The sequence below is a fragment of the Rhodococcus sp. SORGH_AS_0303 genome (assembly GCF_030819335.1).
Taxonomy (GTDB): domain Bacteria; phylum Actinomycetota; class Actinomycetes; order Mycobacteriales; family Mycobacteriaceae; genus Rhodococcoides.
Genome location: NZ_JAUTBO010000001.1, coordinates 4,453,679 through 4,470,329 on the forward strand (window position 1 = coordinate 4,453,679; position 16,651 = coordinate 4,470,329).

Sequence of the window (16,651 nt, forward strand, 5' to 3'; positions counted from 1 at the left end):
TCGCTCACACGACGCGAAGGGATCACCGACATGACGCAGGACGCGACACCAGCCGACTGGCAGAAGACCGCATGCATTCTGTGCGAGTGCAATTGTGGCATCGAGGTACTGCTCGAGGGCCGGGCGCTGACCAAGATCCGAGGCGACAAGGACCATCCCAACTCACAGGGATACAGCTGCGAGAAGCCGCTACGTCTCGATCGCTATCAGAACGGCGCCCACCGGATCGACAGCCCGCTGCGCCGACGTCCCGACGGCACGTTCGAGGAGATCAGTTGGGACACAGCCCTCGACGAGATCGCCGCTCGACTGGCTGCCGTGCGGGACGAACACGGCGGTGAGCGAATCTTCTTCTACGGTGGCGGTGGTCAGGGCAACCACCTCGGTGGCGGATACGGCCGCGCGCTGTTCAACGGCGTGGGCGGCAAGTACATGTCGAACGCCCTCGGCCAGGAGAAGACCAGCGAAGCGTACGTCGACAAGCACCTGTACGGCGCCCACACGGCGGGCGACTTCGAGAACTCCGAAGTTGCCGTGTTCATCGGCAAGAACCCGTGGCAGTCGCACGGCATGGCCCGGGCCCGACCCACCTTGAAGGAATTGGCGCGCGACCCCGACCGGGCGATCATCGTGATCGATCCCCGGAAGAGCGAGACCGCAGCGATGGCGGACCATCACCTGCAGATCAAGCCCGGGACCGACGTCTGGTGTCTCGGCGCCCTCGACGCCACCCTCGTACAGGAAAACCTGATCGCGTCGGAGTGGCTGAACACCCATGCGGTCGGGGTCGACGAAGTTCTGCAGCTGTTCCGCGACATCGACATCACCGACTACGCCCGACGATGCGGCGTGCCCGAGGACGACATTCGTGCAGCCGCCCGCCGCATCGCGCGAGCGAAGAGTGTCGCCACGTACGAGGATCTGGGTATCCAGCAGTCCCCCAACAGCACCGTATGCTCTTATCTGCAGAAGATGCTCTGGGTGTTGACCGGCAACTTCGCCAAGCCCGGCGGCATGCACATCCACTCGTGGATCTTTCCGCTCGCAGGGCCGTGGTTCCCCATCGAACGGGACGAGCCGGTGCGGTTCTCCGGGGCGCGACGCGCTGTCGGACTCCAGTCGATGCGTCACGGCGCTGCCGCGATGCGCGCGGTCTTCTCTCGCCTCGACGGGCATGCGACCTCCGGGAAGGTGGCCGAGAACGTTGCCCGATCCGCGTTGCACTTCTTCTTCCCGTCGGTGTCGGTGGCAGCGGCCGATCCGATAGCACGACTCGCCGGCAACGTGGACCGTGATGCCGAAGTGACCCCGGTGACCGGCGCGCGCATCATGGCCGGCTTGATCCCGGCCAACTCCATCGCGGACGAGATTCTGACCGATCACCCGGATCGGTTTCGTGCGATGTTCATCGAATCGTCGAATCCCTTGCATTCGTTGGCCGATTCGGAGCGCTTCCGGCAGGCGATGCGCAGCCTCGACCTCACCGTCGTCATCGATGTCGCCCTGACCGAGACCGCCAGGGCTGCGGACTACGTGCTGCCAGCAGCCAGTCAGTTCGAGAAGTACGAGGCGTCACTGTTCACTTTGCACTTCCCGCACAACACCTTTCAGATGCGTCACCCCTTGATGCCGCCGATGCCGGGCACCCGATCGGAGCCGGAGATCTACGCCGCTCTGATGGACAGGCTCGACCTCGTGGATCCGGGCATCATCGCGTCGTTGACGGCGTCCGCGCGGGTGGGTCGATCCGCCTACAGCCTCGCGCTGTTCTCGACGATCGAGCAGAAGCCCGAACTCGCCGGAATCGTGCCGTACCTCGTCTACCGCACATTGGGCGCAACATTCGCTCCGGGAGACGAGGCACAATCACTCGTCTGGAGTTTTGCCCATCTCGCAGCCATTGCACAGCCCGACGCGGTACGGCGGGCTGGGTTCACCCACGACGGTGAAGGACAGGGCGAAAAGCTGTTCGAAGCGATCCGTGATCGCCGCGAGGGCGTGATCTTCACCGAGGATCGCTACTCCGACGCCTGGTCCTACATTCGCCACGAGGACAAGAAGATCCACGTCGCGATCCCGGAGCTCATGGACGAGCTACGCCTGCTCGACGCCGAGGAACCGTGCTACACCAGCGAGGAGTTTCCGTTCATCCTGTCGGCGGGTGAGCGACGGGCATTCACTGCGAACGTCATCATTCGCGACCCCGAGTGGCGTCGACGCGACAAAGATGGGGCGCTGCGCATGAGCCCGCAGGACGCCGCTGATCTCGCTGTCGACACAGGTGATGTCGTGCGTCTGATCACCGAGACGGGCATCGCGACAACGACGGTGGAGATCAGCGACATGATGCAACCCGGACACGTGTCGTTGCCCAACGGCATGGGTGTCTCCTACCCGGGAGAGAACGGAGACACCGTGGTCGGGGTGCCGCTCAACACGCTGACCACTGTCACGCGACGTGACAAGTTCTTCGGAAATCCGTGGCACAAGAATGTCCCGGTACGCATCGAACTCGTGGACTCGAGCGTGACAGCCGAAGGCTGAGAATACGCACCACGGCGAGATCAGCCCGGAGGATCGACAACCACCGAACTCGCCCGCGAGGGGGCGGGCGAGTTCGGTGTGCGAGTCGAACCTTGGAATCGAACCGACCCACAGGAGAAAGCATGCCGCTCTGGAACATCAGGACCGCGAAGAATGTGTACACCGCCGACGACAAGAAGGCGTTCGCCGACAGCATCACGTCGTTCTACCTGGACGTCGTCGGGTTGCCGAAGTTCTACACCAGCGTCGTCTTCCATGAATTCGATCCCGAGAACTTCTTCCTCGGGGGTGAACCGACAGACGATTTCGTCCTGATCGAGGTGGTTCATGTCGCCCGCAACATGGACGAGCTGTCCGAGAAGCTCGGCGCGACGATGACCGAGGACGACCTGTATTCGTTGATGCGAGAGAGCTTCGCCGGGATTGTCCGACCGTTCGTCGACAATCGTGGGCTGCGCTGGGAGACAGCGGTTGTTGAAGGGCTCTTCAAGAGCTGGATGATCGACGGCATGACACCACCGCCGCCCTTCTCGGATGCGGAGAAGACGTGGGCGCGGCAGAACAAGCCGTCGCCGTATGACACAGAGTCGGCCTGACTCTCGGACCGGACATCGACGGCGACGTCGTCGGCATCCTGCGTGCGCTGCTGCGCCGCGATGGATGCCGACGACGTCGTCACTCGTCGGTCGGTCGTCCCGCCACTGCCGTTCCGCGATAGTCGGCTCGGACGCCGTCGAGTCCGCGTTCCAGCGAACTCTCCAACAGTCGGAAACCGCCCTCTTCGGCGATACGGCGCACTCCCGGGAGCCTCGTCACCGAACTCACTGCTCGTAGCGCGCCCGCCCCCAGTCGCACCACCGCCTCCGCCGTGGGCCGTGGCTCGAGGCCCAACGCGTCCCGAGCATCGCCACCGGGGAACGTGGCTATCATCGACGGTTGCAGAACCTGCCGCGCCACCGCGTGGTTCAGCCATGTCGACTTCCCGAAAGCGGCCATCGATGCTGTGCCCTCGACAACGTCGCGCATCAAGGTCTTCGTCTTGTCACTCTCACTGAACAGGGTGTCGTGGATTCGCATCTGGATCGCCATCTCCTCGGCGTGGTCTCGCCCGAGCAGTTGATTGTTCGCACCCTCGATGCGCGACACCCAGCGCCACATCAGCGCGAAGCCGTCGCGTTCGTCGGGGGTCACCTTTCCCCCGAAATACTCCATGATGTTGACCCGGTACTGCCCGAAGATGTACGTCGCACCGGCAGTGGCCATCTGGCTGATCGGCGTTCCCGATTCGTATCGGGGCCACCTCGCGCTGCGATGGATTCCCAGCCGGATCATGGTGTGCATGAACCTGATTCGTATCCACATGATCCACCGATCGCCGCCCGGCAACATCCCGTCCACGTCGAGTGCTCCGACGAAACCGGTTGCCGTCTCCCAGAAACGGCGTCGGAAATCGCCTCCGCCGGCCAGGCGACCGGTCGACGACATCACCTCCACGGTGGCCGGATCCAGGTAGGTCATGGGCAAGGCCCCGTGGATCCCGAACAACATGCCCAGCGGATTGCGGCGTCCCATCCGCGCACCCACCCTGAGGGAATCGACATCGAGCCAGCTCGGAATGGCCTCGACGTCGGCGAAGAAGGCGGTGGCCTCCGAATTGCCCCCTCGTTCGAGTTCTCTGGCGTTCGCGTAGATGTCGCCACCCATCAGTTTGCGTTCGCGCATCACGTGGATCAGCGCCTCGCACAGCGGGTCACCCACGTGATTCCACGACCTGTAGTCGATGTCCTCGGGTGCGAGATACGACTCCGCGCCCGGGGTACTCGCCAACGCGATCAGCGCGTCGACGCTGGGACCGTGCGGGGCGAATTTACTGCGTACTTCGCTGGACATGTGACGCCTTCCGTCGAGGAACGACCGAGCACTGCGAGCACGCGCGTCGACCCGAGTGAGGTGCATGGCCGGTGATGGAGGCGTGGTGCACGAGCCGTTGCGAGGTACAGAACCTCGTTATGCATAGTTCTATCACGTCCGCTCGAGGTCGGCACGGAGGCGACGTCCCGATGCAGGACCGCGGGCGCAGTCCTTCGAGACGACGAGGTCGTGGGTCCGTCGTCAGACCGAGGAGGCCACCAGCAGCCGGACCGCCCCGATCGGGCCGTTGTCCTGGAGGCGACGCTTCGCGCGCTGGTACGCCACGCGAAGCCGCACGCTCGTCGTCAGGTCCCCGAAGACGTCAGGTTGGGCCAGGAATGCGCCGGGGCTGTCGTGGTCGGCCCTCGCCAGTGCGCAGAGCTGATCCGCCGCCCGGTCGGGCAGCGCCACTCCCCCTTCGATGCATGCGCACCACGCCGCGAGCATCAAGGCTGCATGGTCGATGGACAAGTCGTCCCGCAGCCTGTCCCGCACGACGGGCAGGACGAACTTCGGGATGCGCGACGTCGCGTCGACCACCTGACGCGCCACCGTGTCCTGCACGGCCGGGCTGCCGAAGCGTGCTAGCAGATCGTCGATGTACGTGTCGAGGTCCACGCCGGGAACGAGTCCCACGGTGGGCGCCGCCTCGTGGCGCATGTAGGAGGCCACGAAGGCCCCGAGGTCGGGGTCGGCCATCACCTCGTGCACGAACGTCTTCCCGGCCAGCACACCGAGGTACCCGAGCATCTGATGGGAGGCGTTGAGGAGTCGGAGCTTCATCCGCTCGAACGGCGCGACGTCCGTGACCACCTGGACGCCCACGTCCTCGAACGGTGGCCGCCCGTCGGAGAAGTCGTCCTCGAGGGCCCACTGCGCGAACGATTCGGACCGCACCGGCCAGGCGTCGTCGATGCCCGTCCGGCGGCGCACCGAGTCGATCACGGCCGGCGACGTCGCAGGGGTGATCCGGTCCACCATCGAGTTCGGGAATGCGACGGAGTCGTCGATCCAGTCGGCGAGCGCGCCGTCGTGGTGACGGGCGAACGACACCAGCGCGGCACGGGCCACGGCACCGTTTCCGACGATGTTGTCGCACGACATGACGGTGAACGGCGCGGTGCCCTCGTCGCGGCGACGGCGGAGTGCCACCGTGAGGAACCCGAGGACGCTGACCGGCGCGTCGAGAGACATGAGGTCGTGGCGCGTGGCGTCGTCCCGGGGATCGAAGGCACCGGTCGCGTCGTCGATGCCGTAGCCCGACTCGGTGATGGTGAGCGAGACGATGTGCGTGGTGGGTGCCGCGAGCGTCGCGACGACGAGATCCGGGTCGTCCGGCGCGTAGAGAGGTAGCGGGCGATGGACCCCACGATGCGGGTGTCCTCCGCGCCGTCCGGATGCACCGTACTGAGGGTGAAGAGCTGGTCCTGGGCAGCGGCGGTGTCACGCGCCGCCGCGTCGGCGGGCATGACACCGACACCGCAGATCGCCCAGCCGAGGTGCCCCGCGGCGAGCAACCGGTCGACGTACATCGCCTCGTGCGCTCGATGGAAGGCGCCGACACCGATGTGGACGATGCCGCACACCAGGGTCGAGCCGTCCACTCGATGACGCGGAACCGTCACGCCCGCAGGCGGTGCGGTGAGGGCGTCCTGGATCGAGATGGTCACGGCAGCGGTGCCTTTCGAGTGGTACGACGTGGAACGCGGTGGCGCTCCCGTTCACCGGGATCGAGCCGGTGAGACAGAAGAGCGCCACCGCAGCTGGGGACGGCCGGTCAGCAGGCCGACTTGTACACGTACTGCGCGCCGTCGCCGTCGATCGTGTCCGCGGTGATGACGTGGAAGCCGGTCGAGATGTCCTTCTCGGTGGGCTTGTCCTCGAGCGAGGCGACGGCCTGCTCGACGCCGTCGGTGCCGATGGTGGCCGGCTGCTGGGCGATGAGCGCCTGGACCGTTCCCTCGCGCAGCTGCTTCACCTGGGCGGGGCCGGCGTCGAAGCCGACGATCTTGACCTGCTCCTGCTTCCCGGTCTGGCGGACGCCGGTCGCGGTGCCCTCCGCGGCGAAGGTGTTGGTGGCGAAGACACCGACGATGTCGGGGTCCTTGGCGATGGCGGCGGAGATCAGACGAGCGGCCTCGGCCGGATCGTTGTGGCTGTACTGCACTCCGAGGTACTGGAAGGCCGAGTTGCCCGCGGCCGCATCCTCGAATCCCTTGACGCGGGCGTCGGTGGTGGAGACGCCGGGGTCGGTGGAGATGACGATGACCTTGCCGCCGTTCGGGTTCAACCCCTCGATCGCGTTGAACGCCTCGGCGCCGCCGCCCTCGTTGTCCGACGAGATGGCCGACACGGCCTTCGACGGATCCTCGAGCGTCGTGTCGACGAGGACGACCTTGATTCCGGCCTGCGCGGCGGCGTCGAGCGGTGCCTGCATCGCGGACACGTCGGTGGGGGCGATGAGAATCGCGGCGGGACGAGAGGCGACGACCGAATCGACGATCGGCTTCTGCAGGGTCGGGTCGAACTTGGCGGGACCCTGGACGTCGACCGTGTAACCGGCGGCCTGAGCGGCGTCCTGGATGCCGCACTGCATGCTGATGTAGAACTCGTCGCCGCTGACGCCCTGGATGAACGCGAGCTTCTTCTCACCGCCGCCCGAGTCGGACGAACAGCCGGCGAGCACGAACGTGGAGAGTGACGCGGCTGCCAGCGCAGCGGCGGCGACGGTCCGGGATGTACGCATGGGTGAGTGATCTTTCCGGTAGGCCGAGCGTGGTGAGTGGAGTGTGCGATGAGGCCGAGCGACGGTGGTACGTCAGGGGTTTCGAGCCCACAGTCGTTTCAGTGAAGACGTCGACGCCCCGCGGGTGGCGGCGGCTCGGCGGCGTTGATCGAAGTACACGGCGGCGATGAGCACGGCACCGACGGCGACCTGCTGCCAGAAGGGCTGCACACCGACGATGACGAAGCCGTTCTGGAGCACGGCGGGAATGAAGAGTCCGATGACGGTGCCGAACATGGTGCCCACACCGCCGAAGAGGCTGGTGCCGCCGATGACGACCGCGGCGATGACGTTGAGGTTGGTCTGCGACTGGCCGGCGATGGCCGTGGTGCCGTACTGCGAGAGCGACAGGATGCCCGCGAGACCGGCGAGCGTGCCGGACAGCGCGTAGACCTTGATCAGGTGCAGGTCGACCTTGATGCCGACGCGCCGGGCGGACTGCTCCTTGGACCCGACAGCGAAGGTGTGCAGGCCGAACCTTGTGCGGTGCAGCACGATACCGAACACGATGACGAACACCAGGGCGATGAAGGAGATGAGCGGGATGGTGGTCGCGGGCACGTTGCCGTAGCCGATCGTGTCGACCAGCACCGGCGGCACGTCGCGGATGTCGACACCACCGGTGATGACCTGGGCGAGACCCAGTGCGCCGCCGAGCGTACCCAGCGTCGCGATCAACGGAGGCACCTTCGCGATACCGATGAGGAACCCGTTGAGCAGCCCCCACGCCAGCCCGCAGGCGACGGCCACGAGGATACCGATGACGGCCACACTCCAGCCCTCGCCGCCGACGGCCCGCATCACCTTCGCGGCGACGACGCCGGAGAAGACGAGGACAGAGCCGATGGAGAGATCGATACCGCTGGTGACGATGACGAACGTCATCCCGATGCCGAGGACGGCGAGGATCGAGACGTTCTGGATGATCTGCCGGATGTTGCCCCACTCGGGGAAACTGTTCGGCGCGAGAATCGAGAACAGGATGCTGATCGCCAGCAGCACGATGACGATCTGGAACACCTGGACACGGGCGAGGCCGGCGAGGCTGCTCCGCAGATCGAACGAGCTGCCGTTCGACGACGGTTCGGGGGCCGAGGATCCCGCTGATTTCGGCAAGGTCTGATTGCTCATCTCGCGGCTCCCACCGTCGCGCCGGTCATCGCGCCGACGAGTGCTTCCATGGTCGTGTTCTTGGCATCGAGCGTCGCGACGCGCTTGCCCAGGCGCAATACCTGGACGCGGTCGGCGACCTCCATGACGTGCGGCATCGAGTGGCTGATGAACACCACGGCGACGCCCTTGTCGGCCACTCGACGAATGGTGTCGAGCACGTTGCGGGTCTGGACCACGCCGAGTGCGGCGGTGGGTTCGTCGAGGAACACCACACCCTTGGCCCAGGCCACGGCGCGGGCGATGGCGATGGCCTGCTGCTGGCCACCGGACATGGCTCCGACCGGATCGGTGAGGCTGCGGACGGTGGCCCCCAGTTCGTCGAGCGCCGCACGCGACTGCGTGCGCATCTCGGCCGTGTTCAGGAAGCCGAGCTTGCCCAGCAGGCCCGCCGCGGGAATCTCGCGCCCCAGGAACATGTTCTGGGCCGCGTTGAGGTGCGGAGCGAGCGCCAGGTCCTGGAACACCGTCTCGATGCCCAGATCTGCTGCTGCGGTGGGGTTGTCCAGGTCGACGGTCACGCCGTCGTAGAGGATCTCGCCGGAGTCCAGCGCCAGGCTGCCGGACAGCGCCTTGACCATCGTCGACTTGCCGGCGCCGTTGTCGCCGATGAGTGCGACCACCTCGCCCGCGTAGATGTCGAAATCGGCGTCGTCGAGCGCGCGCACGTTCCCGAAGCTGCGGGAGAGCCCGCGTGCCTCGAGGACGGGCGTGGCGCCGTCGGGGTGGTTGCTCATGAGAGCTCCTCGGATGAGTCGGTGTCGCGTGATGAGTCGGTGTCGTGAGCGGGTGCGAGAAGCGGGTCGTTCGGCACCTCGATGATCAGGTCGGCGCGGCGGGCCGCCGCGGCCACGATCTCCGCGTTGCGGAGGTCGACGTCGCGGGTCCACTGCTCGGCGTCCGCACGCGACTTGCCGTGGTGTCGGTGTCGGGCCACGAGTCGTTCCGCGCGCACCGTCGTCGGAACGTCGAGGTACCAGACCTCGTCGAGTTCCGAGCGCACCGCGCCCCACCCGCCGTCGTCGAGCAGGAGGTAATTGCCCTCGGTGATCACCATCGCGGTGTCGCGCTGCACGGGGACGGCGCCGGCGATCGCGGCCTCGATCGACCGCTCGAACCGCGGTGCGTAGATCGTCTCCGCCGTCTGGTTCCGCAGGCGGCGCAGGAGCGCGACGTATCCGTCGACGTCGAAGGTGTCGGGCGCACCCTTGCGTCCACGGCGCCCGAGCCGGATCAGCTCCTCGTCGGCGAGGTGGAACGCGTCCATCCCCACCAGCGTGGAGTCGGTACCGAGTTCCGCCTGAAGCAGTGCGCAGAAGGTCGACTTGCCCGCGCCCGGTGCACCGGTGACACCCAGCAGCCGGCGACCGCCGGATCCGTCGCGCAGCACGGACGCCAGGTGGCTCACCATCTCGGTGAGATCGGCCGGCGCGTAGCGCCGACGGTCCTCGCGGCCGTCCGGCGTGCCGGCGTCGTTCGAAGCTGCGTACATGTCCGTCCCTCGTCGAATCGCGGAACTCGATCGACCCGACCTTCGTGGGGGCGGGTCGTCGTGCGGCCCGAGCCGCATCGCGATGCGGATCAGTGTGACCCACGCAACTCGCCGTGTCACGCGTTTCGCGAAAATTCATGTCATCGGTGACATGGGCACCGATCGGTCGAGCGTCCCCGATTCGTGGAGGACACTCCTGAGAGAAGGATCAGTGCAGTTCAGCGATGTTTTTCGGCAATCGGGCGCAGAATTACACACGGTGACGTACGGTCCGTGTCATCGATGTCATGGACCACCGCAACGGAGGACATGACATCGATGACATCGCACCACCGCCACACCCACGACTCCCCAGAAGGCAGAACCGACATGTCGCAGAGTTCCCCGTCGAAGTTCAGGGGCCGCACGATCCTCGTCACCGGGGCCAGCGGCGGTATCGGCGCCGCCACAGTGCGGCGCCTCGTCGCCGACGGCGCCGACGTCATCGCGTCCGGACGGAACGAGGCCGCGCTCGCTGCTCTGCAGGAGGAGACCGGCGCACGTCCGCTGCCGTTCGACCTCACGTCGGAGGACAGCATCCGTGAGGCCCTGTCGGGCCTCGAGCTCTACGGCGTGGTCAACTGCGGCGGCTTCGGCGGCGAGATCGCCACCCCCCAGGACACCGACATCGACATCTTCGACAAGGTCATCTCCATCAACGCGCGCGGCAGCCTCCTCGTCATCAAGTACGCGGCTCCCGCGATGATCGCCGCCGGAGCCGGGGCCATCGTCAACGTCTCGAGCCAGGCATCGCTCGCAGCGCTCCCCGGACACATCTCGTACGGATCCTCGAAAGCGGCCCTGGACAACATCACTCGCGTCGCGGCACTGGAACTCGGGAAGCACGGCATCCGGGTCAACAGCGTCAATCCCACCGTCGTCATGACGGAGATGTCCGCCTTCTACTGGGGGCGCCCGGAGATCGAGGGCCCGTTCCTGTCGCAGATGCCGCTCGGTCGGTGGGCCACCGAGGCCGAGATCGCGGCCCCCATCGCGTTCCTGCTCAGCGACGACGCCTCGATGATCACCGGGGTGTCTCTTCCGGTCGACGGCGGGTACACCAGCCGCTGACCCGTCATACTGTCCCGGCACGTACGAAGAAGGTGGCCCGATGACCACGATGCAGGATGTCGCGACACTGGCCAACGTCAGCGCGAAGACGGTGTCCCGTGTCTACAACGACGATCCGCACGTCGATCCCGAGACTCGCGCTCGGGTCAACGCGGCGCTCGAATCGTTGAACTACGTTCCCAACACCATCGCGACGTCGTTCCGCGCCGGCCACACCGGTGCCATCGGGGTCGCCGTTCCGGACATCGACGATCCCTTCTTCGCGTCGATCGCGCGTGCGGTGGAGAACCGAGCCCGGCTGCACGACATGGCCGTCATCATGACCAGCCTCGGTAACGACGCGTCCCTCGAGAGCTCACTGGTGGAATCGCTCCTGCGCAGACAACTCAGCGGCCTGGTGATCGCGCCCATCGGTACCGACCACGCCTATCTCAAGCGGTGGGCCGAGCGCACCCCCACCGTGTTCGTGGACCGCGCGCCCTCCGGGCTCACCGCCGACACGTTCGTCGACGACGATCACGGCGGTGCCTGGACGGCCACCACCCATCTTCTCGATCGGGGCCACCGGCGCATCGCTCTGGTCGGCGACGACATCTCCATCAGCACCGCGTTCAACCGCCTCTCCGGGTATCGAGATGCGCTGGAGAGCAACGGGATCGAGTACGACGACACGTTGGTCGTCACCGGAGTCCTCGGCCGCGATCAGGCACGGGAGGCGATGCGCACACTGCTCGACTCCTCCGCGCCGCCCACGGCGCTGTTCCTGTCCAACGCCCGCACCGCGATGGCGTGCGTGCCCGAACTGCAGAAGCGCGGAGCGACGCGCCCCGCGTACGTCGGCTTCGGCGACTTCCCGCTGGCCGACGCTCTGTGCCCGCCCGTCACCGTGATCGACCAGAACCCAGCCGAACTCGGGCTCCAAGCGATCGATCGCATTCTCGGACGCATCGAGAACCCGCGCCGGCGTTACCGCCGCCGCAACGTGCTCGGAGTCGAGCTGATCGAGAGGGAATCGTGCACGCTCCCCGACGGCGCCGCGTCACCGCAGTGACACGGTGACGCCTCCCTCGGCGAGGGTGACCGTCAGCTGATCCAGGGTGTCGACCTGCAGGTCCGCGTCCAGGTCGGCTCGGTCGTGCGTGCCTCCCACACCGATCACCGTGCAGCCCGCGGCCCGTGCCGATCGCACTCCGGCGGGCGCGTCCTCGACGACCAGGCAGCGGCTCGGATCGATCCCGAGCGTGCGCGCCGCGAGGAGATAGGGCTCCGGGTCCGGCTTGCTGTGTGCCACGTCCGCAGAGGTCACCATCGCGGTGGGTGCGGCCAGACCCGCCGCTGCGAGACGGGCGTGCGCCACAGGGGGTGCACCCGACGTCACGATCGCCACCCGCGAGGCGGGCAGTGCCGAGAACATCTCCAGCGCACCGGGGGTGGGGACCACGTCGGCCACGTCGCGGGTCTCCAGATCACCGAGCCGCAGCGCCGCTGCCGGCCCCTCCACGTCGCCGAGAAGCAGCGCCATCGACTCCGCCGCCGTCATTCCGTGCGCGATGTCCGCGACCGCGAATCCGTACTCGTCGCCGACCTGGGCCCAGCACCGCGCGACGGCCGCCGTGGAGTCGACGAGAGTGCCGTCGAGGTCGAACAGCATCGCGTCGAACGTCCGCCCGACGACACCACCCCGTTCCGCGGGCGGGGACACCAGTCCCAGCGCCCGGCGGACACGGAACAGTTGCTGCGCGGTGGTCAGAGACGCGTCGACGCGCAGATGCGGGACCGTGGGGCTCGAGTGCGGCGTGTCGGCGCGGTGGCGATCCCGGTCCAGACCGCGGTCCGCGCGGCGCCGGGCGAGCAACGCCTCGCTGCCGTCGACATGGACGACGACCACCGGCGCAGGGGCCACGGACTCGAGAAGAGCCGCCCACTCGTCACCACCCTGCAGTTCGCGGGTGAACGGCGCGACCATCACGGACCGCACGCCCACCGACGTCAGTTCTTCTGCGACGGAACGCATCACGGCATATCGACCGGCACGGATCAGGGGCGCCGCGTCGCCGGAGTCGTTCCAGTGTCCACTGCCCAGCAGCGGACTCAGCACGTCGAGCAGCGGCGCCGTCAGGGTGTCGAGGTCGAGCAACGGCGCTGCGAGATCATGGGCGACCGCTGCTCCGAGGGTCGACTTGCCACTGCCGGCGACCCCGGCGATCACCACGTGCGGGCCGCTGTTCCACGCGATCTCTTGACAGGAGGTGTGCACGATGACGATCATAGAAGACAACGTTGTCTCGCAGCAATGCCGGACCGTCACCCACCCTCTATCGAGAGTTCTCCCGTGACCCACCGCGCCAGCATCAAGGACGTCGCCGCACTGGCAGGCGTCAGCTTCAAGACTGTCTCGCGCGTGGTCAACGGTGTCGACACGGTGCTCCCCGAGCTGCGCGAGCGCGTCGAAGCGGCGGTGGCGGAACTGAACTACGTTCCCAACTCCGCCGCACGATCACTGAAGTCCGGATCCGGCACCACCATCGGCATCGTGGTCGACTCCATCGACGACATCTTCTTCGCCTCCCTGGTACGCGCGATCGAGGAGCGTGCGCTCGATCGCGGCATGGGAGTCATGGTCGGCAGCACCGGGTTCGATCCCGAGCGCGAACTGTCGCAACTCACCCGCCTCGCCGGTCAACACGTGCGCGGCATCGTGCTCGCCCCCGTCGGCGATCACTCGTCGTTCCTCACCCCGCGCCGCCACACCCTGCCGGTGGTGACCGTCGACCGCTCGATCCCGGGTTTCGACTCCGTCACCGTCGACGACTACTCGGCGGCTCGACGCGCCGTCCGGGTGCTGGTCGACGCGGGGCACCGGCGGATCGCCCTCGTCGGTCACGATGCGCGACTGCAGACGGCGCAACGTCGACGCGACGCGTACGTCGACGTCCTCACCGAGAACGGTCTCAGCGCCCCGGGCGACGGCATTCCCGAAGTGGCGCCGTCGCCGGACGCGGTGCGCCCGGTGGTGCTCGACCTGCTCGCCCTTCCCGAACCCCCCACGGCGCTGTTCGTCTCCAACGCCCGCCACGCCAGTGCCGTCGTGTCGGTCCTGCACGAGATCCACCGCACGGACGTGGCCATGGTGTCGTTCGGCAGCTTCGCTCTGGCCGACGCCGTCGATCCGCCCGTCACCTGCATCGACCAGAACCCGTACGAGATCGGAGCCGCGGCGTTCGACCGTCTGCTGCTGCGTTTCGACGATCCCACCCTCGACGCCGTGGCCGGCCTCGCCGACACGTCTCTCGTCGAGCGCAGCTCGCATCTCGCTCCCCCGAATCGACAGTCCCCCAGCGCTGGAAAGCGGTACCGCCCGTGAGCATGTCCCTCGTCGCCGGTCTCGACCTCGGCAGCACCGGAATCAAGATCCTCGTCAGCGACTCCTCGGGTTCCGAGGTCCTGATCGAGCAACTCGCCACTCCCTGGACGCACGGGGCCGGCGGTACCACCGACATGGCGGCGGACGATCTCCTCGACACCGTGCGTCACCTGGTGGAGATCGTCGCGCGCCGACTGCCGGACGTCACCGGTGATCCGAACGCCCGGCTCGATGCCGTCGCCGTCTCGGGCATGGGCGAGACGGGCTTCCTCGTCGACGCAGGGCTGGAGGTCGTGGCGCCGTCGTTCGCGTGGTTCGACCCGCGCGGCGGGGAGCAGGTCGCCGCCCTGCCCGAGCCGCTGCGGGCCGCGTTCGCAGCGACCACGGGAATCCCTCTCGGGGTGCAGGTCTCGGTCGCGAAGATCCTGCATCTGCAGTCCGGCGGACTGGACCTCACCGGACTCCGATGGCTGGATCTGCCCGCGTTCGTCGTCGCCGCTCTCGGCGGACGGGCTGTCAGCGAGTACTCGCTGGCGTCGCGAACGGGGCTGCTCGACCAGGACACCGGCGCCCCCTGGCGGGACATGCTGGCGCACCTCGGTGTCGACGACACCTTCCTCCCGCCGCTCGTCGCTGCCGGCACCGCACTCGGATTCGCCTCGGCGCCATGGCTTCCCGAGCTCGTACGCGGGGCCGCCCTCACGGTCGCGGGCCACGACCACCTCGTGTCCGCGGTGTCCGGCGGCGACATCGCCGACGACACCTACCTCGTCTCGATGGGTACCGCGGAGGTGTTGTTGCGCGTCCTGGACACGCCACCGTCCGCGGCCAGTCGCGCGCGACTGGCCGAGCACCTGATCAACTCGGTCCGCCACGTCGTGCCCGGCAAGTACGTGCTGGTGGCCGGTGTGAAGTCGGGACTGCTCATGCGCCGCGCACTGCAGTTGTGCGACATCACCGATCGCGCCGGGCGGGACGGGCTGGACCAGCGCGTGCAGGCACTGCCGTCCGCGGGATCCGTCGCCGAGGGTGGTGTCACCGTCTCCGGTGCACGCAACGACGACGGTGTGCTCGCACTGACCATCCGGACCGACGGGGTGGACGCCGCCGAACTCTTCCGCGCCGTGCTGCTCCACGGGAACGACGAGGTGGCCCTGCTGGTCGCCGCGCTCGACCGTGAGGTCCCGCCCGCACGGCGCAGCATCCTCACCGGTGGCTGGGCGAGCATGGCCTGCGTCCGCGACGCCCGCGCCGCCGTCCTGCCCGACATCACCACCTCCGGCCGAACACAGGACACCGCCTACGGCGCAGCCCTGTTCGCCTCCAGACTGCTCGACTCGAGCGACCGAACCCCACCTCGCACCACCGACAGGAGCTCCGACATGAACGACCTCACCACACTGGAACGACGCGGCATGGCCGCCATCTCCACTGCGAACGGCAACATGCTGATCGTGGCCGGCGACCAGCGCAACGGCATGAAGGCCGTCATGAACGACGCCCCGGACGGTCCGGACTCCATCTCGAAGGATCAACTCGCCGATGCCAAGGGCGATCTCGTGAGGTACCTCGGCAACCACGCTCCCGCCATCCTGCTCGACCCGGAGGTGGCGCTCCCCCGCGTCGTCGACGAGGGCACGTTGTCGCGGGACACCGCGCTCGTGGTCGGGATGGACGCCTCGGGATTCGAGACCGTGGACGGCCTGAAGTTCACCCGCTTCGTCGACGGCGTCACCCCGCGCGTGGTGCGCGATCTGGGCGGCGATGTCGCGAAGATGTTGTGGTACATGCGCCCCGACCGTCAGACGGCGGACTCGCGGGTCGGCCAGGAGATCGCCGAACTGGTGAAGGCGTGCTCGGCCGAGGGTCTGCTGCTGATCGTCGAGATCCTCACGTACCGGCTCGAGGGCGAATCGGCCGTCGACTACGCGGAGCGCTTCCCGTCCCTCGTGGCCGAGTCCGCCCGCATCTCCGTCGAGTGCGGTGCCAAGGTGCTCAAGCTGCAGTACCCCGGATCGGCCGAAGCCTGTGCCGCCGTGACCGCCGCCGCGAACGGCGTGCCGTGGGCCGTCCTGTCCGCCGGTGTGGATCACGAGACGTTCATCGAGCAGGTGCGCACCGCCGTGGCGAACGGCGCCAGCGGCGCGATGGCGGGTCGCTCCCTCTGGAAGGACAGCATGGCCGTCTCGGCCGACACCCGCGAGCAGCTGCTGACGGACCGCGCGCTGCCGCGCCTGCGCGAGCTGGCCGAGGCCGTCGACAACCGCTGACCGAC

General features: G+C 67.5%; 13 protein-coding genes and 1 pseudogene. 6 read left to right on the forward strand and 8 right to left on the reverse strand.

Annotated features, from left to right (window positions below; all coding sequences use genetic code 11):
* The first annotated feature begins 30 nt into the window (after window positions 1-30).
* Complete coding sequence (locus tag QE449_RS21170; protein ID WP_307109628.1) at window positions 31-2,544, forward strand: molybdopterin-dependent oxidoreductase; 2,514 nt, start codon at window positions 31-33, stop codon at window positions 2,542-2,544.
* Window positions 2,545-2,666: 122 nt separating this feature from the next.
* Window positions 2,667-3,140 (forward strand): tautomerase family protein, encoded by a 474-nt coding sequence (locus QE449_RS21175; protein WP_307109629.1) that lies wholly within the window; start codon window positions 2,667-2,669, stop codon window positions 3,138-3,140.
* A gap of 79 nt (window positions 3,141-3,219) precedes the next feature.
* Here the strand turns inward: QE449_RS21175 and QE449_RS21180 are convergent, their stop codons facing one another.
* From QE449_RS21180 to QE449_RS21215, 7 genes and pseudogenes are all read right to left on the reverse strand, one after another.
* On the reverse strand, window positions 3,220-4,434 hold the full coding sequence (locus QE449_RS21180) for an oxygenase MpaB family protein (RefSeq protein WP_307109630.1): 1,215 nt from the start codon (window positions 4,432-4,434) through the stop codon (window positions 3,220-3,222).
* Between the two features lie 222 nt (window positions 4,435-4,656).
* Window positions 4,657-5,742, reverse strand: a complete 1,086-nt coding sequence (locus QE449_RS21185; protein WP_373428402.1) for a mannitol dehydrogenase family protein — start codon at window positions 5,740-5,742, stop codon at window positions 4,657-4,659.
* A 122-nt stretch (window positions 5,743-5,864) separates the two neighbouring features.
* Window positions 5,865-5,987, reverse strand: a pseudogene (locus QE449_RS21515) (hypothetical protein); the annotation flags it as partial.
* A gap of 245 nt (window positions 5,988-6,232) precedes the next feature.
* Window positions 6,233-7,201 carry an ABC transporter substrate-binding protein gene (locus QE449_RS21200; RefSeq protein WP_056443334.1) on the reverse strand — a complete coding sequence of 323 codons (969 nt, stop codon included), beginning with the start codon at window positions 7,199-7,201 and terminating at the stop codon, window positions 6,233-6,235.
* 72 nt (window positions 7,202-7,273) lie between these two features.
* On the reverse strand, window positions 7,274-8,371 hold the full coding sequence (locus QE449_RS21205; protein WP_027506673.1) for an ABC transporter permease: 1,098 nt from the start codon (window positions 8,369-8,371) through the stop codon (window positions 7,274-7,276).
* Window positions 8,368-9,147: an ATP-binding cassette domain-containing protein gene (locus QE449_RS21210; protein WP_027506672.1), complete on the reverse strand. Its 780-nt coding sequence runs from the start codon at window positions 9,145-9,147 to the stop codon at window positions 8,368-8,370. Before QE449_RS21210 ends, QE449_RS21205 begins: the two co-directional genes overlap by 4 nt.
* The gene (locus QE449_RS21215) at window positions 9,144-9,902 is read right to left on the reverse strand and encodes a nucleoside/nucleotide kinase family protein (protein WP_081821395.1); all 759 of its coding nucleotides are present in this window, start codon (window positions 9,900-9,902) and stop codon (window positions 9,144-9,146) included. The genes QE449_RS21210 and QE449_RS21215 overlap by 4 nt, the downstream gene beginning before the upstream one ends.
* Before the next feature lie 369 nt (window positions 9,903-10,271).
* On the opposite strand from QE449_RS21215, the gene QE449_RS21220 reads away from it, so the two are divergent.
* Together QE449_RS21220 and QE449_RS21225 are read left to right on the forward strand one after the other, a co-directional pair.
* On the forward strand, window positions 10,272-11,012 hold the full coding sequence (locus QE449_RS21220; protein ID WP_307109632.1) for an SDR family oxidoreductase: 741 nt from the start codon (window positions 10,272-10,274) through the stop codon (window positions 11,010-11,012).
* 40 nt (window positions 11,013-11,052) lie between these two features.
* Complete coding sequence (locus QE449_RS21225; RefSeq protein ID WP_307109633.1) at window positions 11,053-12,063, forward strand: LacI family DNA-binding transcriptional regulator; 1,011 nt, start codon at window positions 11,053-11,055, stop codon at window positions 12,061-12,063.
* Here the strand turns inward: QE449_RS21225 and QE449_RS21230 are convergent.
* On the reverse strand, window positions 12,052-13,269 hold the full coding sequence (locus tag QE449_RS21230; RefSeq protein ID WP_307109634.1) for an HAD-IA family hydrolase: 1,218 nt from the start codon (window positions 13,267-13,269) through the stop codon (window positions 12,052-12,054). The two genes, QE449_RS21225 and QE449_RS21230, sit on opposite strands and share 12 nt — an antisense overlap.
* 75 nt (window positions 13,270-13,344) lie before the next feature.
* On the opposite strand from QE449_RS21230, the gene QE449_RS21235 reads away from it, so the two are divergent.
* Complete coding sequence (locus tag QE449_RS21235) at window positions 13,345-14,376, forward strand: LacI family DNA-binding transcriptional regulator (RefSeq protein ID WP_307109635.1); 1,032 nt, start codon at window positions 13,345-13,347, stop codon at window positions 14,374-14,376.
* A gap of 2 nt (window positions 14,377-14,378) precedes the next feature.
* Complete coding sequence (locus tag QE449_RS21240) at window positions 14,379-16,646, forward strand: FGGY family carbohydrate kinase (RefSeq protein WP_307109772.1); 2,268 nt, start codon at window positions 14,379-14,381, stop codon at window positions 16,644-16,646.
* Window positions 16,647-16,651: the final 5 nt, after the last annotated feature.